Source organism: Cedecea neteri (genome assembly GCF_000758305.1).
Classification (GTDB): Bacteria; Pseudomonadota; Gammaproteobacteria; order Enterobacterales; family Enterobacteriaceae; genus Cedecea; species Cedecea neteri_C.
The window spans coordinates 2,063,844-2,081,909 of the sequence record NZ_CP009458.1; the positions used below are offsets into that span (position 1 = coordinate 2,063,844).

General features: G+C 58.5%; 12 protein-coding genes. 5 read left to right on the forward strand and 7 right to left on the reverse strand.

Annotated features, from left to right (window positions below; translation table 11 throughout):
• Nucleotides 1-64: 64 nt before the first annotated feature.
• From LH23_RS09660 to LH23_RS09675, 4 genes are all read right to left on the reverse strand, one after another.
• Nucleotides 65-682 (reverse strand): response regulator transcription factor, encoded by a 618-nt coding sequence (locus LH23_RS09660; protein WP_039290614.1) that lies wholly within the window; start codon nucleotides 680-682, stop codon nucleotides 65-67.
• A complete protein-coding gene (locus tag LH23_RS09665) occupies nucleotides 682-1,989 on the reverse strand; it encodes a sensor histidine kinase (RefSeq protein WP_039290616.1) in 1,308 nt (435 codons plus the stop codon). Before LH23_RS09665 ends, LH23_RS09660 begins: the two co-directional genes overlap by 1 nt.
• 111 nt (nucleotides 1,990-2,100) lie before the next feature.
• Nucleotides 2,101-3,750: a class I fumarate hydratase FumA gene (gene fumA, locus LH23_RS09670; protein WP_039290618.1), complete on the reverse strand. Its 1,650-nt coding sequence runs from the start codon at nucleotides 3,748-3,750 to the stop codon at nucleotides 2,101-2,103.
• A gap of 55 nt (nucleotides 3,751-3,805) precedes the next feature.
• Nucleotides 3,806-5,317: a DASS family sodium-coupled anion symporter gene (locus tag LH23_RS09675; RefSeq protein WP_039290620.1), complete on the reverse strand. Its 1,512-nt coding sequence runs from the start codon at nucleotides 5,315-5,317 to the stop codon at nucleotides 3,806-3,808.
• Between the two features lie 619 nt (nucleotides 5,318-5,936).
• Between LH23_RS09675 and LH23_RS09680 the strand changes: the two genes are divergently transcribed.
• Both LH23_RS09680 and LH23_RS09685 read left to right on the forward strand, forming a co-directional pair.
• On the forward strand, nucleotides 5,937-8,717 hold the full coding sequence (locus tag LH23_RS09680; RefSeq protein ID WP_039290623.1) for a flavocytochrome c: 2,781 nt from the start codon (nucleotides 5,937-5,939) through the stop codon (nucleotides 8,715-8,717).
• A 58-nt stretch (nucleotides 8,718-8,775) separates the two neighbouring features.
• The gene (locus tag LH23_RS09685) at nucleotides 8,776-9,744 is read left to right on the forward strand and encodes an FAD:protein FMN transferase (RefSeq protein WP_039290626.1); all 969 of its coding nucleotides are present in this window, start codon (nucleotides 8,776-8,778) and stop codon (nucleotides 9,742-9,744) included.
• Here the strand turns inward: LH23_RS09685 and dcuR are convergent.
• The 3 genes from dcuR to LH23_RS09700 all read right to left on the reverse strand — a co-directional run bounded on the left by dcuR (nucleotide 9,725) and on the right by LH23_RS09700 (nucleotide 12,892).
• Nucleotides 9,725-10,444 (reverse strand): two-component system response regulator DcuR, encoded by a 720-nt coding sequence (gene dcuR / locus LH23_RS09690; protein WP_008454417.1) that lies wholly within the window; start codon nucleotides 10,442-10,444, stop codon nucleotides 9,725-9,727. The genes LH23_RS09685 and dcuR overlap by 20 nt on opposite strands.
• Nucleotides 10,441-12,063, reverse strand: coding sequence for a sensor histidine kinase (locus LH23_RS09695; RefSeq protein WP_039290628.1), 1,623 nt, complete (start codon nucleotides 12,061-12,063; stop codon nucleotides 10,441-10,443). Before LH23_RS09695 ends, dcuR begins: the two co-directional genes overlap by 4 nt.
• A gap of 64 nt (nucleotides 12,064-12,127) precedes the next feature.
• Nucleotides 12,128-12,892 (reverse strand): AraC family transcriptional regulator, encoded by a 765-nt coding sequence (locus LH23_RS09700; RefSeq protein ID WP_039290631.1) that lies wholly within the window; start codon nucleotides 12,890-12,892, stop codon nucleotides 12,128-12,130.
• A 180-nt stretch (nucleotides 12,893-13,072) separates the two neighbouring features.
• Between LH23_RS09700 and LH23_RS09705 the strand changes: the two genes are divergently transcribed.
• The 3 genes from LH23_RS09705 to fhuB are packed head-to-tail and all read left to right on the forward strand — an operon-like array spanning nucleotide 13,073 to nucleotide 18,060.
• The gene (locus tag LH23_RS09705; protein WP_039290633.1) at nucleotides 13,073-15,205 is read left to right on the forward strand and encodes a TonB-dependent siderophore receptor; all 2,133 of its coding nucleotides are present in this window, start codon (nucleotides 13,073-13,075) and stop codon (nucleotides 15,203-15,205) included.
• A gap of 4 nt (nucleotides 15,206-15,209) precedes the next feature.
• Nucleotides 15,210-16,070: an iron-siderophore ABC transporter substrate-binding protein gene (locus LH23_RS09710; protein WP_039290634.1), complete on the forward strand. Its 861-nt coding sequence runs from the start codon at nucleotides 15,210-15,212 to the stop codon at nucleotides 16,068-16,070.
• On the forward strand, nucleotides 16,063-18,060 hold the full coding sequence (gene fhuB, locus LH23_RS09715) for a Fe(3+)-hydroxamate ABC transporter permease FhuB (protein WP_039290637.1): 1,998 nt from the start codon (nucleotides 16,063-16,065) through the stop codon (nucleotides 18,058-18,060). Before LH23_RS09710 ends, fhuB begins: the two co-directional genes overlap by 8 nt.
• The last annotated feature ends 6 nt before the right edge of the window (nucleotides 18,061-18,066 follow it).

The following is an 18,066-nucleotide window of genomic DNA, read 5'->3' on the forward strand; positions in this document are numbered from 1 at the left end:
GGCAATACTATGCAACGAGGCTTTGGCGGGAAATTGGCGCGAACACCTAACTTTCCAGGTAGTTTTACTTAGTCTCTTTGGCGATGTCGCCGTAGGTTTTCAGCAGTTTGGGCAGGGAGTTGACTTCCAGTTTGGAGAAAATATTAGCGCGGTGAGCCTCCACGGTGCGCGGCGACAGCGAACACAGCTGTGCGATCTCCTTGCTGGAATAGCCCTGAATAAGCTGCTCCAGTATCTCTTTTTCCCGCGTGGTAAGCGTGGCCAGCTTTTCCTGCAGCGGCAGCCATTGCTGCCGGGCTTCAACCTTCGCTTTTTGTTGTTCCATTGCCGCGCCGACAACCTCGAACAGCAGATCGGCATCAACCGGCTTGGTCAGAAACTCAAAGGCACCGTTCTTAAAAGCCCGGCGGCACAGATCGATGTTGCCGTGCCCGGTCATGATTATCACCGGCAGCGCCAGGCCTTGCTGCGTCCACTCCTCCAGCAGCGTCAGCCCTGTTTTCCCGGGCATGCGGATATCGAGCAGCATGCAGCCGTCGAGCTGGCTGATGTCTCCGACACTGTGCTGAAACGCCTGGGCGCTGTCAAAAGCCTGGGTTTGCCAGCCGACGGTGGCGAGCAGCAGACTCAGCGAGTCGCGAATGGCGGCGTCATCGTCAATCAGCCAGATACACGGGGCCATTATTTCTCCTCATCCTTGAGCGGGAACCACAGGCGGAAGCAGGCCCCGCCCACTGATGTGTTGCTGGCCTCAATGGTGCCGTTCAGGCGCTGTACCAGCGTGTCCGCGAGCGCCATCCCCAGCCCGACGCCCTGCGCGCGGGTGGTAAAGAACGGGATAAAGACTTGTTCCAGCGCCTCAGGAGAAAGCCCCGGCCCGCCGTCGGTCAGCGTCAGCGTGATGCCGCTATTGTCCGAATTGGCCTCCAGGTGTATCCAGCCCGGGCTGTTGGTCTGGGCCTGAATCGCGTTGCTGGCGATGTTATGCAGGATCTGCTCCACCCACAGCGGCGGGGCATACAGCGGCGGTAGATCATCGGCAAAATGGCTGGTGGCGCGAATTTTGCCGCTGCTCAGTTCGTTATCCAGCAGTTTGCACACGCGCTGCCAGAGCGGCGGGAGATCGACCCGCTGGTACTCGGCGCGTTCGCTGGTGAGCTTCTGGCGGAACTGGCTGAGCAGGGCGTCGATGCGCTTTATCTGCAGCACGGCGGCGTCCAGCAGTTCTGGTACCTGGGACGGATTTTGCTGTTTGATAAGCCGTACGGCTGCCTGGTTGTAGCTCATGATGGCGCTCAGCGGCTGGTTCAGCTCGTGCACCATGCCGGCCGCCAGTTCTCCCATAGTATTGAGGCGCGTCAATTCGGCATAGCGGGCGCGCAGGTCGGCAATGTCCCGGCGGCGTTTGTTGGCCTGATATTGTGTCAGCAAGTAGATAACCAGCGCCCAAAACAGTGCCGGGGACGCTATCAGCCACCAGGGCAGTTTCGCCCATGCCGGGCTGTCGCTGACCGAAACTAAAAACGGCTGCGTCGGGCTGGCCACGGTTTTATCCCATTGCCAGTAACCCTTGTTGGCGCTGCCCTGTTCGCAAAGAATGGTGTTATTCCAGCTGATGCTGAGGTGTTGAAACGTCTTTTTCTCCCCCAGCGTGTCGAGCAGCGTCGGGAGATCGATCAGCAGCGAGAGGTTAGGGCGATTCAGCCAGTAGCGGCCATTGGCTTCCGGCACAATCGCCAGGCGAGGCTCCGGGTTATCATGCCGCCGCCACTCGACTACCTGCGGCAGAATGTGCTGCACCTCAATCGTGTTTTGGCTGACGGGTAGCAGGGGAATGATGGCATCGTGCTGGGACAGCTTGACCGTGATTTCGCGGTAAAGAATGCGGAAGTCGGCGGATTTGTCTTCGTACTGCTGTTGCAAAAACCACGCACCAAGTCCCGCACAGCTAAGCAGCGTGAGCAGGAGCCAGCTGATTATCCTTAACATGTGAAGTCCTTGCTTTGGCGTTGGCTGAAATGTGGCCTAAGTATGGGGGAACTTTGGGGCAAAAAAAAGCGGGCACCGTAGCGCCCGCCTTATTATCAGTATTCACTGAAATCAATGCTTGTTACAGCCCGCGCACTGTTTGTTCTGGATCTGCTGGAAGAAGTCGTTGCCTTTGTCATCCACCAGGATAAACGCCGGGAAGTCTTCCACCTCAATTTTCCAGATGGCTTCCATACCCAGCTCAGGGTACTCCACCAGTTCAAGGCTCTTGATGCTGTTTTGCGCCAGCACCGCCGCCGGGCCGCCGATGCTGCCGAGGTAGAAGCCGCCGTGTTTGTGGCAGGCGTCGGTCACCTGTTGGCTGCGGTTGCCTTTGGCCAGCATGATCATGCTGCCGCCGTTGGCCTGCAGCTGATCCACGTAGGAATCCATGCGGCCTGCGGTGGTTGGGCCGAGGGAACCGGAGGCGTAACCTTCCGGGGTTTTAGCCGGGCCAGCGTAGTAGATCGGGTGATCTTTCACGTACTGCGGCAACGCTTCGCCGTTATCGAGGCGTTCTTTCAGTTTCGCGTGGGCGATGTCGCGGGCCACGATGATGGTGCCGCTTAGCGACAGACGAGTGGACACCGGGAAGTCGGACAGCTGAGAAAGGATCTCTTTCATCGGGCGGTTCAGGTTCACTTTCACCGCTTCGCCTTCCCCGGCCTGGCGCAGCTCTTCCGGGATGTATTTGCCCGGATTGCTTTCCAGCTTCTCAATCCAGATGCCGTCTTTGTTGATTTTCGCCTTGATGTTGCGGTCGGCGGAGCAGGAAACACCCATGCCGATTGGGCAGGAGGCGCCGTGGCGCGGCAGACGAACGACGCGGATATCGTGCGCAAAGTATTTGCCGCCGAACTGCGCGCCCAGGCCAAGCTTCTGCGCTTCTTCCAGCAGTTCTTGCTCAAGCTGGACGTCGCGGAACGCCTGGCCGTGCTCGTTGCCTTCGGTTGGCAGGCCGTCGTAGTAATGGGTCGACGCCAGCTTCACGGTTTTCAGCGTGGATTCAGCGGAAGTGCCGCCAATCACAAACGCGACGTGGTACGGCGGGCAGGCTGCGGTCCCTAAGGTGCGCATTTTCTCAACCAGGTAATTTTTCAGCTTCGCCGGGGTGATCAGCGCTTTGGTTTCCTGGTACAGATAAGTTTTGTTGGCGGAGCCGCCGCCTTTGGCAACGCACAGGAATTTGTATTCGTCGCCGTCCACGCTGTAGAGATCAATCTGCGCTGGCAGGTTGGTACCCGTGTTCACCTCTTTGTACATATCCAGCGCGGCGTTCTGGGAATAGCGCAGGTTGTCTTCGATGTAGGTGTTGTACACGCCCTGAGACAGCGCCGCTTCATCGCCGCCGCCGGTCCAGACGCGCTGGCCTTTTTTACCCATGATGATGGCGGTGCCGGTGTCCTGGCAGGTCGGCAGAATGCCCTTGGCGGCAATGTCTGAGTTACGCAGGAACTGCAGCGCGACGTATTTGTCGTTCTCGCTGGCTTCCGGGTCGCTCAGGATATCCGCCACCTGCTGCTGGTGTGCCGGGCGCAGCATAAACGCCGCATCGTGAAACGCCTGCTGAGCGAGCAGGGTCAGCGCCTGTGGCTCAACTTTAAGAATGGACTGGCCTTCAAATTCGCTGACGGAAACGTGGTCGCGGGTTAACAGATAGTATTCGGTATCGTCATGCGCCAATGGGAAGGGATTTTGGTAAACAAAAGGTTTGTTCGACATAGCTCGTTACTCCATAAAAATAAACCGCCGGAGGTTGCCCTCCAGCGGCTTTAAATCAGAACATCAGGGACATCCACGGATAACCAATCACCAGCAGCGCGGCCAGGAACAGGCCACCGAAGATGGTGCCCAGGCGCCAGTAGTCTTTGGTTGGCAGGTAGCCGCTACCGTAGTAGATAGGGCTTGGGCCGGTGCCGTATGGGGTGATGATGCCCATGATACCCAGCGAGGTCACCATCAGCAGACAGAACACTTCCATATTCATGCCTGGAATAGTGGAGGCGATGGTCAGCATCGCCGGCAGCAGCGCGGTAGTATGCGCGGTGGTGCTCGCAAACAGGTAGTGCAGAAGGTAGAACGCCAGCAGCAGGACAATGGTCGCGGTGCCTGGGGCGATGCCGGTCATCAGCGCGCCGCCTTCTTTACCCAGCCAGGAGATGAAGCCGGTAGAAGAGAGGCCATCGGCCAGGGCAACCAGGGTGGCGAACCAGACGAAGGTGTTCCACGCCGCTTTGTTATTTGTGATGTCGTTCCAGTTCAGAACGCCGGTCCACAGCATCAGCACGATAACCAGCAGAGCCGCGAGCGCAGGTTCAATCCAGCTTGCCGCGAAGATCCACATCACCAGCGCGGAGCAGACGAACACCAGCAGCAGGATTTCGTTGCGGGACAGTTTGCCCAGTTTTTCTAATTCACGGCTCGCCCATTTTGGCACTTCGTCGTTCACTTTCACTTCAGGCGGGTAGAGCCAGTAAGCCAGCAGCGGCATGGTCAGCAGTAACAGCAGGCCCAGCGGCAGGAAGGCGAGGAACCACATCCCCCAGGAGATGTTGATGCCGACGATGCTTTTCACCAGCGCCAGCGCCAGCAGGTTAGGGGCCAGTGCAGAAAGGAACATTGAGCTGGTGATACAGGCTGCGGTGATAGCCACCCACATCAGGTAAGAACCGATTTTACGCGCGCTTGGGTCGTTAGGTTTTGAGCCGTACAGCGGCGGCAGGTTAGCGATAATCGGGTAGATTGTCCCGCCGCTACGAGCGGTGTTGGACGGGGTAAACGGCGCCAGCAGCAGGTCGGCGAAGGCAATGGCGTAGCCCAGCGTCAGGCTGCGACGGCCAAGGTATTTCACCAGAATCAGCGCCAGGCGGCGGCCAAACTGGGTCTTATCGTAACCGGCAGCAAACATAAATGCGCCGAAGATAAGCCAGACGGTGGAGTTGCCGAAGCCGCTGACCGCCCATTTAAAGGAGGCTCCCGCCAGCTTGAATTTCGGGGCGGCCATTTGCTCCGGGCTGAACAGCAGCCACTGGCTACCGAGCGAAATGACGACGATCCCGGTCAGGCCGATAACGGCGCCCGGCAGAGGTTCGAAGATAAGCCCGACGATGACGCCGACGAAGACAGCGAAGAAGTGCCAGGCGTACGGCGGCAGGCCGTCCGGAACCGGAACCAGCATCAGCAACAGCGCCACAATGATGGGCAGAGCCATCATCAGCCAACGTTTGTTGCTGCCTGCTTTTTTAGAGCTCTCTTTGAGCGGCGGTAGATTGGTGGTTATTACACTCATAATGACACCGTTATAAGGAGTTAAGGATTCGTTTTATATTTCCGCTTACTTTAGTTTTTAAACTTACTTTATTAATTAAATGTTCTTGGTTAGCGGTTGCGGAAATAGATATTCATCGCTTTTTATCGGCGGTGAATTAAATTTTATGGATAGTTATATATTGCGCTTTCGGGGTATATGACAATTGATCGAGATCAAAAAAATAGATTCTGGTGATTCTTTTCGTAAAAAATAATAGTTCGCATTTCAGCAGGGTTATTTACGGCCAAAAGTTATCAGTTTGATCATTAAAAATGCGGTTCTCAGCCTCTTTTTTATGATTTTTGCTGACTCGATTCCGCTTCGCGCAAGGCCTGGCGTGTGTTTGCGTGCTGCATCTGTTAGGTAACCAAAATGTTATATTAATTTAATAAGCTGTTATCTTTTATATTTTAATTAATAACACGTTGTGGGTAATTGTGTTATTACGGTTCTTCAATAGTTTTTAAACTAACGTAAATAGTTTGGTAACTAAAAATAGTCTTATATTGTTGATATGCGAAATGGCCAATAACCAGAACGAAAATAGTGCCAGCAACCGAATTCTCAGTTTTAAATTTTAAAGTTTGGAGTCGACATTATGAGCACCGACAAAAACATGTTAAGCCCATTTACTTTACCTAACGGTACGGCGTTAAAAAATCGCCTATTAATGGCACCGATGACCACCTGTACCGGGTATTTTGATGGCACCGTGACCGAAGAGCTGGTGGAGTACTACCGCGTCCGCGCCGGGAGCATCGGCACCATCGTGGTGGAATGCTGCTTTATCGACGATTTAGGCCTGGCCTTCCCTGGCGCTATCGGCATAGACACCGACGAAAAAATTGCTGGCCTGGCGAAAATCGCTAACGCGATCAAAGCCGAAGGCTCCAGAGCCCTGCTGCAGATTTACCACGGCGGCCGCATGGTCGACCCTAAACTCATCGGTGGCCGCACGCCGGTTGGCCCGAGCGCGCTGGCCGCACCACGCGACGGTGCGGCAACGCCGCGTGCCCTGACCACAGAAGAAGTGGCGGGCATGGTGACTAAATTTGGTGAGGCCGTGCGCCGCGCCATTCAGGCTGGTTTTGACGGCGTGGAAATCCACGGCGCGAACACCTACCTGATTCAACAGTTCTACTCCCCGAACTCAAACCAGCGTGACGATGAATGGGGCGGCAGCCGCGACAATCGCGCTAAGTTCCCGCTTGCCGTGCTGGATATCACCCATCAGATGGTGCGCCAGTACGCCGACGATGCCTTCATCATCGGATACCGTTTCTCCCCGGAAGAGCTGGAAGTGCCTGGGATTCGTTTCGACGACACCATGTACCTGCTGGAAAAACTGGCCGCGCGCGGCCTGGACTACCTGCACTTCTCGCTGGGTTACTCGCTGCGTCCGTCCATTAACGACACTACCGACCCGACGCCGCTTATCAACAAATACTGTGCAATGCGTTCCGACGCGCTGGCGCAGATCCCGGTGATGGGCGTGGGCGGCATCGTGAATGCTTCCGACGTGGAAACCGCGCTGGAGCACGGTTATGACCTGGTGGCCGTAGGCCGCGCCTGCATCGCCTACCCGGACTGGACTGCCCGCATCGCCAACGGCGAAGTGCTGGATCTGTTTATCGACAGCACCAAGCGCGAAGAGTTGACCATCCCTGAGCCGCTGTGGCGCTTCTCACTGGTCGAGGCGATGATCCGTGACATGAGCATGGGCGGTGCCTCTAAATTTAAACCGGGGATCTTCGAAGAAACCGTCAGCGACGACGTTAACCAACTGGTGATTAACGTCAGCCTTGACAGCGATCGCATCGCTGATATCGCGCTGGCCGCTGGCCCGCAGGACGACGTGGAGTTCACCACTAACTTCGAAGAAATTCGTACCCGTATCCTGACCGCCAACTCACCGTTTGTGGACGCCATTTCAGGTGCGACTTCCCAGAGCGAAGCGGTGAAAAAAGCCGTTTCTAAAGCGATGGTGAAATCCAGCAAACAGCAGGCCTTTGAAGAGAGCGGCGGCGTTAGCGCCCCGCAGAGCTACGACGTAGTTGTGGTCGGCAGCGGCGGTGCCGGTCTGGCGGCGGCGATTCAGGCCCATGACGAAGGTGCCAGCGTCCTCATCGTTGAGAAAATGCCGTCCATCGGCGGGAACACCGTTAAGGCATCTGCTGGCATGAACGCGGCGGAGACTCGCTTCCAGCGCGTCAAAGGCATCTTCGACAGCAAAGAGCTGTTCTATGCCGAAACCCTGAAAGGCGGCTACAACAAAAACAACCCAGAGCTGCTGCACCGCTTTGTGGAAAACGCCCCGCAGGCCATTGAGTGGCTGGCGGATCGCGGCATCATGCTGAACGACATCACCACCACCGGCGGGATGAGCATTGACCGTACCCACCGCCCACGTGATGGATCGGCGGTCGGCGGCTACCTGATCAGCGGCCTGCTGCGTAACATCAACAAGCGCAGCATCGACGTGCTGATGGAGACGGCAGTAACGGAAATCCTGTTTGACCAGGGCGCGGTGAGCGGCGTGGCGCTGCTGACGGACGAAAACGAAGCGCTGACCATCCATGCGAAAAGCGTGATCGTGGCAACCGGCGGCTTCAGCGCCAACAGCTCGATGGTGGTGAAATATCGCCCGGATCTGGAAGGCTTTGTCACCACTAACCACAAAGGCGCCACGGGTGGCGGTATAGCGCTGCTGGAAAAACTGGGCGCAGGCACCGTGGATATGGGCGAAATTCAGATTCACCCAACCGTGGAGCAAACTACCTCGTACCTGATTTCCGAATCCATTCGCGGCGGCGGTGCCATCCTTGTGAATCAAAAAGGCAGCCGCTTCTTCAACGAAATGGAAACCCGCGATAAAGTGTCGGCGCAGATTATCGCGCTGCCGGAGAAATACGCTTACATCGTGTTCGACGAGAACGTTCGCACCAAAAACAAAGCGGCGGATGAGTACATCGCCAAAGGCTTTGTGGTCAGCGCCGAAGGGCCTCGCGAACTGGCGGAGAAACTGGGGATGGATTACCACACCTTCCTCGCCACGCTTGAGCGTTACAACGGCTTCGTGGACAATCAGTACGACGAAGATTTTGGCCGTAAAACCGCGCTGCGTAACCCGATTAAAGATGGCCCGTTCCACGCCATCCGCATCGCCCCTGGGGTGCACCACACCATGGGCGGCGTGACCATCAACGCCGAAACCGAAGTGCTGGATAAACAGCATCAGGTTATCCCAGGCGCATTCGCGGCGGGTGAAGTGGCCGGGGGTATTCACGGCGGCAACCGCATCGGCGGTAACGCAGTGGCGGATATTATTGTCTTCGGTACCCTGGCGGGCCATCAGGCGGCAAGCTGGGCAAAACGCTAAGCCCAACTGCGCTCCGGCCTTTGCCGGGGCGCAACCTTTTCAGCAAAAGGAGCCCGCTATGTCACAACCCGAAGGTGTTTATGGCTACTCCGCCGTTTTAATGGGCTCGCCCATTCTCCTCAAGCTTTTCGAACCCAATGAAACCCTCGCCTCTCAGGTATTCCGCCTGATCAAACAATACGAAGATTTGCTCACCGTGAACCGGGCCGAATCCCAGGTGATGAGCATTAATCACGCCGCGGGCAAGCATCCGGTTGCCGTCAGTCGCCCGGTGTTTGAGCTGATCAAGTGCGCCAAAGCCGCCAGCCAGTTTCCCGACAGTATTTTTAATCTCGCCATTGGCCCGCTGGTGAAGCGCTGGAAGATTGGTTTCAAGGGCGACAGCGTGCCTCCGGCAGAGGACATTGCCGCGCTATTGCCGCGCACGCAGCCGCATCAGGTGGTGCTGGACGAAGCCGAAGGCAGCGTTTACCTGGCACATAGCGGGATGGAAATCGACCTGGGCGCGATAGCCAAGGGCTACATTGCAGACCGGGTTCGTGATTTTCTCCAGCGGCAGGGCGTGGCGCAGGGGCTGATTAACCTCGGCGGCAACGTGCAGACGCTTGGCTCGCCGGAAGGCGGCTGGTCTATCGGGCTGAAAAAGCCGTTTAGCGGCCCGGAAGAGATGCTGGGCGTGATTGAGGTGGCGAACAAATCGGTGGTGACGTCCGGCGTTTACGAGCGCTATTTCGAGCTGGACGGCAAACGCTATCACCATATTCTCGACCCGCGCACGGGCTACCCGCTGGATAACGACCTGGATAGCGTGACAATAGTCTCGACTGATTCGCTGGACGGGGACATCTGGACGACGTTGATTTACGGGATGGGCATCGAAAAGGGCTGTGCCGTGCTGGCGAATCGCCCCGATATCGAGGCGATTTTTGTCACCAAACAGCGAGAGATTATCCTCTCTTCTGCCAGCCAGTTCCGCTTTACGTTACTGGATGACAGCTACCAATTGATTACTGGCAGTACTGCTTGAGCAGGCCAAGCTGTTCGGCCTGCAGGCGATAGCGGTACACCGGGCGGCCGGTCATGCCGTAATGAATGCTGGTGAACAGAATATTAATCTGCGCCAGCCAGATCAGATACTTACGGCAAGAAACGCGAGAAATATTCACCGCCGCCGCCAGTTCGTCGGTGGAGAATTCTTCCGTCGGATGGGTGTCGATCCACTGGCAAATGGTGCGCAGGGTTTGCGGCGTCAGCCCCTTCGGCAGGCGCTTGGCGTCCGCCACCACCGGCGAGCCACCGTGCAGCAGCCGGTCAACGTCCGCCTGCTCGTAGTATTTATGGGTGCCCATCAGGTTTTTCTTTTCGCGCCAGTTGGTTAACGCTTCTTCAAAGCGCGGGAACTGGAACGGTTTGATCAGGTAATCCACCACGCCGTAGTGCATCGACTTCTGGATAGTCGCCGCGTCCGCCGCCGAAGAGATAACGATCACATCGATGGTTTTTCCCGCTTCACGCAGCGTCGGCAGCAGATCCAGGCCGTTGTCCTGCTGCATATACACATCCAGCAGGATCAGATCTATTTTTAACTCCGGGTTGCTAACCATCTCCCGCGCCTGTTTCAGCGTAGAGGCGGAACCGCAGCAGCTAAAGCCCGGGATTTGGCTGACGTAGGCGCGGTTAAGCTCCGCGACCATCGCATCATCATCAACAATTAAGACATTAATCACGCATTGTTCCTTTCACTATCCCAGGGTAACTGCACAAAGAATTGGGTGAAGACGCCGGGTTCTGACTCCACCTGAATGCTGCCGCCAAGGCGCTCAAGCTGCTGCCTCGCAAGGAACAGCCCCACGCCACGCTGCTCGCCTTTGGTGGAGAAGCCTTTGTCAAAAATAGACTGAATGTGGTCCGGCTCGATGCCCGGCCCGTCGTCGCTGACCTCGACGCTCAGCACGCCGTTCTGGTAGTGCAGCAGCACGCCCACTTCACCATCAGGCTGGTCGCCCATCGCGTCCAGCGCGTTTTCTATCAGGTTGCCCAGCGCGGTAATCAGCGCCATCACCTGAAGCTCGTTCGGGTTGTCCGGCAGTTGGCATTCATCGGCAAGCGCCAGATGGTGGCCCGCTTCCCGCGCGCGGTTAATCTTGCCAATCAGGAACCCGGCAATCACCGGCGACTTAATTTTGCTCTGCAGCGTGCCAATTTCCGTCTGGTAATTGCTGGCGGTTTGCAGAATGTACTCTTCAAGCTTGTCGTAATGTTTAAGCTGCAGCAGGCCAAGAATGACGTGCAGCTTATTCATGAATTCGTGTGAGCGCTCGCGTAGCGCGTCGACATAATTCACCATGCCGTCTACACGCTGGGTCAACAAATTGATTTCAGTTTTGTCGCGGAAGGTACTGATGGCGCCTATCACCTGATTATTTATACGAATTGGCACCGCATTACACAAGACCAGGCGCCCATAGCTGATGATTTGTCGGTCCTGAATCGGCGTGCCGGTGTGCAGCACTTCGCACAGCGTGGCCACCAGCGGCCCCGGTGGCACGGTTTTGCCGAGGCGGAAATCGTCGGGGGAGAGCAGCATTTTGCGCGCCGCGTGGTTGATGAGCGTTACCCGGCCTTCGCGGTCGACGGCAATTATGCCTTCTTTAACGGACTGCAGCATCGCCTGGCGCTGCTCGAACAGCGCGGAGATTTCATAGGGCTCGAAGCCGAACAGAATGCGTTTCAGCACCCGCACCAGCACCCAGGTGCCGAGCGAACCAAACAGGGCGCTGAACAACACCGTCCAGAGCACGCTCCAGCGGCTCTTGCTGATTTGCTCATCCACCTTGCTCAGCGAAATGCCGATGGCGACCACGCCTATCTGCTTGTGCTGTTCGTTATAGACCGGCGTAAAGACGCGCAGGGCTTCCGCCAGCACGCCGTGGTTGATAGACACATTCTCTTTGCCCTCCAGCGCCGGGAAAATGTCGTCGCCAATAAAATGCGAGCCAATATTGCCGGGTTGTGGATGCGAATAGCGAATGCCGTTCATGTCGGTCACTACCACGAACAGCAAGTCATTACGATCCTGCACGCGGGTGGCTACCGGCGGAATAATGTCTTTGCTGTGGGACTGCGTCAGGCCGTATTTGATCGTCGGATCGTCGGCCAGGGTTCTCGCTACCGCCAGCGCGGTGTCTTTCAGGCCGCTGCGGGTAGCGTTGCTGATCTGGATAAAGTACAGCGCGTAAACCACAAGCAGCACCGAGCCGATAACGGCGCATAGCATCAGCGTCACCGAGGTGCTGAGTTTCATCGGGCGTTTGGCCGTCGTTTGCGGGGGCTTTGTTTCGCTCATGGTTGTTCCGGTCCGGGGCGCAAACGGTGATTATCGCCGATGGAACCGGATTGTAAAAGCCGTGTCAGAGATAGCGGCCAATATACCTCTGTGGGGAAACGCCGAGCTTTTTCCGGAACATAGCGATAAACGCGCTACTGCTGGCGTAGCCGAGCGTGCTGGAAAGATTGCTGATGGTGGTGCCGCGCGCAAGGTGGCAGACGGCTTCCACCAGATGCATTTGTTGCCGCCATTCGGTAAAGCTGAGCTGCGTCTCTTCCCGGAACAGCCTCGCCAGGGTTCTTTCGCTCGCGCCGACCTGTTTGCCCCACCAGGCCAGGGTTTCCCGCTGGGAAAGGTCGCTGCACAGCGCATCGCAAAGCTGGCGAATACGCCTGTCGTGCGGGAGGGTGATATGGCACAGGGCAATATCCTGCAGGCGCAGCAGCTCATTGTGCAGCAGGTCGTGCAATAACTGACTTCGCTGCGGGTCGCCGGGTTTTTCAAGACCGGCGACGGTCAGGGACTGAAACAGCGGCGTGACGGCCAGGCTGCGGCTGTGGCGGTTGAACGCGTTTGAGGCAGCGGGTGTCATATACAGGTTGTGGGTCACCACTTTACCGATAGCCTCTAAGCCGTGAGGCAGGCGTCCTGGCAGCCAAAGCGCGTGGCCAGGGGCGACCACCCAGACGTTTTGCTCGCTGCGGATTTTTGCCACGCCGCTGACCGGGTAAATCAGCTGGCCTTGTTCGTGGGCGTGAAACGGTTCCTGGCTTCCTGCGCTATAATGGAGTTCTCGTACTTCCAGAAACGCTTCCTGCGGACTCTGCTGTGTGAATTGCTTTATCATTTGTTGCCTGCCGTTCGTCCGATTCTCGCCATTTCATGATGCAGTAGCGCGTAAAGACAATCTCTGTCCGCTTTACGATATCTCCCCATCCGATCGCGCTATTCTGCCACGGGTGCTCTTCTCTTTTAAAGGTGAATAATTATCATTTCGATCCTCTTCTTATAACATGATACGGTCGATATGAAACAGGGCGGATGGGTAAACGGGAACATGCCTTTAAAGGCGTTAAGTTGTGCGGTCTTTGCGGCGTGCGCGGGCTTTGCCCATGCAGCGGACAAACCGGCGGCACAGGACAGCACGATGGTTGTCACGGCCACGGCACCTTCTTCTTCCGGGCAGGAAGATGAAACCAATGTGGTGGCGCATGAGGCAGTTGCTGGCACGAAATCCAGCTCGCTGATTAGCCGCACGCCGCAGAGTATTTCGGTGGTGACCCAGGCGCAAATCGCGGCCATGGCGGCAAAAAATATTCCCCAGACGCTGCGCTACGTCGCGGGCGTCTCCTCGGAAGATGCCGGCCCGGATACCCGCTTTGACACCATCATGGTGCGCGGCTTTGAAGCCGACGAATATCTGGACGGCCTGCGCCTGCCACGCGAAGCTTGGTGGAGCCGCCCGGCGTGGGACCCGTTCCTGCTTTCCCGCATTGAAGTGGTCAAAGGCCCGGCTTCGGTGCTCTACGGCCAGGCCAACCCTGGTGGCGTGGTGAACCTTGTCAGCAAAACGCCGCAGGCCCAGCCGGGTGGCCAGGTTTATGTCAGCGCCGGAAATAACAGCCAGTTTGGCACCGGGTTTGACGTCACCGGCCCGCTGACCGACAGCAAAGAGTGGCTTGGCCGCGTGGCGGGCACCTTCTTCGACACCAAAACGCAGGTCGATCACACCCGCTACCAGCACTACGACATTGCGCCGTCCGTGACCTGGCAGCCAAACGATCGCACCAGCCTGACGCTGCTGGCCCAGCTACGCCAGGATCCTGACACCGGTTTCTACAACATGCTGCCGGTCAAAGGCACGCTGGTGAACAACCCGAACGGCAACATCGGCACCCATTTCTATGGTGGCCAGCCGGGCTTTGATACCTACACCCGCAGGCAGGGCAGCATCGGCTATCAGTTCCGTACCGAGCTGAACGATAACATTACGCTGCGCCAGAACGTGCGCTACATCAGCAGCAGCGCCGATTACCGCATGGTGTACCCGTTCGGGACGTACCCAACCCAGCCGCTGGTTGACCGTTATTCCATGAACCTCACCGAGACGATGAGCAACTTTGCGGCGGATAACCAGGGCGAGTTCCGCTTTGATACCGGCCCGGTGTCGCACACCGCGCTGCTGGGTGTGGACGTGATGCACTCCTCGGTGCGCAGCCAGGCGGGCTACGGCGACGCTTCACCGCTGAACTATCTCAACCCGGACTACAGCACCCCGGTGGAGATCCCGGCGTTTACCAGTAACAGCCATTCGACGATGGATCAAACGGGGCTGTACCTGCAGGATCAGCTGGCGCTGGACAACTGGGTGATGAGTCTCGCCGGGCGCTATGACAGCGCGCAGACCAAAGCCACCAACCTGCTGGACGGTACTCACCAGACGCGCAACGACTACGCCACTACCGGCCGCGCGGGGCTGCTGTACCACTTTGATAACGGCATTGCGCCGTACATCAGCTACTCTACCTCGTTTGTGCCAAGTGCCGGCACCGACTTTAACGGCAATGCGTTTAAGCCAACCAAAGGTAAGCAGACCGAAGTTGGGCTGAAGTACGATCCGGTCGGGATGGACGCGCTGTTTACCCTGGCATTGTTCGATCTGCGTCAAACCAACGTCGCCACGCCGGATCCCGATCATGTGAACTACAGCGTGCAAACCGGGGAGATCCGTTCCCGAGGGATCGAACTGGAAGGCAAAGTGAACGTCACGCCAGCCTGGCAGATCCTCGCGTCTTACTCGCTGACTGACCCGGAAGTACTGAAGGCGAACGACGGCAGCGAAGGCAAACACCCGACGGGCATTTCTCGCAACCTGGCTAAGCTCTGGAGCCAGTACGCGTTCAGCGGCCCGCTGGATGGTTTCTCCCTCGGCGGCGGCGTGCGCTATGTCGGCCCAAGCTATGCGACAACGGATAACTCGCTGCAGGTGCCGGGTGCCACGGTGTATGACGCCCGCATCGGCTGGCAGTATCGCCAGTGGCAGGTCGCCCTTAACGCCGCCAACCTGACGAACAAAACCTACCTCGCAGCCTGCCAGAACAACGGCTGTGAGTACGCGGTTAAACGTCAGTACGTGGCTACCTTAAGTTACCAGTGGTAAGCGAATGCTCTCACGCAGACGTTTACTGACCTTTGCGCTGGCCGCCCCGTTTATCGGGGCGGCTGGTGCCGTTTCCGGGCCACCGCAGCGCCTGGCGGTATTGGACTGGGGGCTGACCGAGCTGATTCTGGCGCTTGGCGTGACGCCGCAGTCGGTATCGGCCCCCGACTGGTATCGCAAGCTGATAGGCACGCCGGAACTGCCCGCCAGCGTGGTGGATATCGGCCTGCTGTTTCAGCCAAACCTCGAAACCCTGTATGCGCTGAAGCCCGATCTGATCGTTATCACGCCGGGGCATATGCTGCTTAAGCCGCAACTGGAGCGCATTGCGCCCACGCTGACGCTGCCGACCGGCAGCCTCGCCGAATGGCAAATTTCCCTCGATAAGCTGGCGGCTATACTCCAGCGGCAGGCGCAGGCTCGTGCGGTCACGGCGGCTTTTGAGCTGGCCGCGCTTCGTGCCAGGGAATCTGCCTCGACTTATCAACGCCCGCTATTTATCGCCACGCCGGTAGATGCGCTGCATATGCGGCTTTACGGCGCGGGCAGCCTCGCCGGAGATGTGCTGTCTCGCTGTGGTTTCAGCAATGCCTGGCGCGGTGGCGTTAACGCGCAGGGCGAGGCGATGGTCGAGCTGACGCGCATTGGCGCAGACAATGCCGGGCTGATTCTTTTGCCGGAGGACGGGCAATTGCCGCAGATCCAACGCTGGCAGAGTTCACTACTTTGGCAGCGCCTGCCGCTTACTTTTCAGACTCAGTTGGCTTTCCCGGCGCAAAAATTTAATTCCGGCGGCGCGCTGGTGACGGCCACGCGTATTGCCGAAGCATTGGGGCAAATCGTGGCGGGGTGGCAGCATGGCTGAGACGGGAAAAACGACGGCTGCCTGGCTGCTGATAGCCGTGCTTTGGCTGGCGAGCATCGTCATGGCGCTGCAAAACGTGGCGCAGCACGACGGGCTTCTGCACGGCCTGAGCGTGCTGTTTAGCTCGCAAATGTCTGACGCGCAGGCGGTGATCCTGCACTCCATGTGGTTCCCGCGCCAGGTGATGGCCATGCTCGGCGGCGCCGTGCTGGCCCTTTGCGGCTGGCTGATGCAGCGGGCGCTACGCAATCCGCTGGCGGAGCCCATTACCCTTGGAATGACTTCCGGCGCAACGCTGGCTTTGGGCGTGGCGTCGATGTGGTTCCCGGCCACGCTGCTGTCGGCGAGAACCGGGGTAGTGATTGCCGGGGAAGTTGTCGCTTTGCTGCTGGTGTTGCTGCTTTCCTGGCGGCAGCGCCTTTCGCCGCTGGTGATGATTCAGGCGGGGATGCTGGTCAACCTGTGGTGCGGCTCGCTGACGATGATCATGGCGGTGATCAACGACCGTTTTCTGCTGTCGGTGCTGATGTGGGGCGGCGGTTCGCTGGCGCAGCAGGACTGGGGCGGCGTGACGGCGATTCTGCCCTGGCTTGGCCTGTGCGGCCTGGTTTTGCTGCTGTTGCTGCGTCCGCTGGCGCTGCTCAGGCTGCCGGAGGCGATGGTGAGCAGCCTGGGTGCATCTCCGCTGCTGATCCGTTCGGCGGCGATGGCGCTGGCGCTGGTGATGAGCGCTTTAATCATCAACAGCGTCGGGGTGATTGGTTTTATCGGCCTGGCCGCCCCGCACCTGGCACGCTTAGGCGGGGCACGCACCACACGGCAAATGCTCTGCCACTCGCTGCTTATCGGGGCAGGTTTGCTGTGGTTCACCGACCTGTGCGTCAGCCGTATCACGCTGCTGGACGGGCAACTGCTGCCGGTGGGGATGTTAACTGCCCTGACCGGCGGACCGCTGCTGATCCTGCTGGCGGGCAAGGCCCGGTATCAGGTACTGGACACCACGCCTTCGGCTTATGAAGGCGAAGCGGGCGGCGTGCGCTTCCCGGCGGGCATGGCTTTTGCGCTGCTGCTGGTGGCTGTGGTGCTGTCGCTGTTTGTCGGCCAGGGGCTGCACGGCTGGCACTGGACGACCCTCGCGGAACAACCCGCTCTGCTGCCGATGCGCCTGCCGCGCCTGCTGGCGGCCTTGAGCGCCGGAGCTTTGCTGGCGGCGGCGGGCGTGTTGATGCAGCGCGTCAGCGGCAACCCGCTGGCAAGCCCGGAGATCCTCGGCATCGGCGGCGGGGCGGCGATGGGCGTGACGGCATTTCTGCTGCTGTTCCCGATGGGCGGGACGGGGCTGATGATCCTCAGCAGCGCCGCCGGGGCACTGATCAGCCTGCTGATAACGCTGTGGAGCAGCCGCCAGAGCGCTTTTAACCCGCAGCGGGTGCTGCTGAACGGTCTGGCGCTGAACGCGCTGTTCCAGGCCATCGCCAGCATCGTGATGCTGAATAGCCGCCAGGCCAGTTCGATGCTGCTGCAGCTGATGACCGGCAGCACCTACTACGTCAATAACGGCATCGCCATCGGCGTGTTCTTCGCCATGTTGCTGCTGCTGGCGGTTTCTCCGCTGTGCAAACGTTGGCTACTGCTGCTGCCGCTCGGGCAGGTGAGCGGCTCGCTGGGCGTGAATGTCGCCAGGGCGAGGATTAGCGTACTGGCGCTGGCCGCACTGATGACCGGACTGGCCACGCTGATCGTCGGGCCGGTGTCGTTTGTCGGGCTGCTGGGGCCGCACCTGGCGCGAAAAGCCGGCGCGAAACGCCCGATGGCGCAGTTGTTTACCGCCGCGCTGCTGTCCGCGTTGATTATGGTGCTGGCGGACTGGATGGGCCGCAATTTTCTGTATCCGCGTCAGCTGCCCGTAGGGCTGGTGGCGTCGCTGGTCGGCGTACCGCTGCTGGTATGGCCGCTGATCCGTAGCCGGGCGCATACACATCAACAATAGCGCCGG

Excerpts from the sequence above, each read along its gene's own strand:
- LH23_RS09705 (WP_039290633.1), top strand. The coding sequence starts at position 13,073 with ATGAAACAGGGCGGATGGGTAAACGGGAACATGCCTTTAAAGGCGTTA.
- LH23_RS09695 (WP_039290628.1), bottom strand. The coding sequence starts at position 12,063 with ATGAGCGAAACAAAGCCCCCGCAAACGACGGCCAAACGCCCGATGAAA.
- fhuB (WP_039290637.1), top strand. The coding sequence starts at position 16,063 with ATGGCTGAGACGGGAAAAACGACGGCTGCCTGGCTGCTGATAGCCGTG.
- LH23_RS09710 (WP_039290634.1), top strand. The coding sequence starts at position 15,210 with ATGCTCTCACGCAGACGTTTACTGACCTTTGCGCTGGCCGCCCCGTTT.
- LH23_RS09675 (WP_039290620.1), bottom strand. The coding sequence starts at position 5,317 with ATGAGTGTAATAACCACCAATCTACCGCCGCTCAAAGAGAGCTCTAAA.
- LH23_RS09660 (WP_039290614.1), bottom strand. The coding sequence starts at position 682 with ATGGCCCCGTGTATCTGGCTGATTGACGATGACGCCGCCATTCGCGAC.
- LH23_RS09685 (WP_039290626.1), top strand. The coding sequence starts at position 8,776 with ATGTCACAACCCGAAGGTGTTTATGGCTACTCCGCCGTTTTAATGGGC.
- LH23_RS09700 (WP_039290631.1), bottom strand. The coding sequence starts at position 12,892 with ATGATAAAGCAATTCACACAGCAGAGTCCGCAGGAAGCGTTTCTGGAA.
- LH23_RS09680 (WP_039290623.1), top strand. The coding sequence starts at position 5,937 with ATGAGCACCGACAAAAACATGTTAAGCCCATTTACTTTACCTAACGGT.
- LH23_RS09665 (WP_039290616.1), bottom strand. The coding sequence starts at position 1,989 with ATGTTAAGGATAATCAGCTGGCTCCTGCTCACGCTGCTTAGCTGTGCG.
- fumA (WP_039290618.1), bottom strand. The coding sequence starts at position 3,750 with ATGTCGAACAAACCTTTTGTTTACCAAAATCCCTTCCCATTGGCGCAT.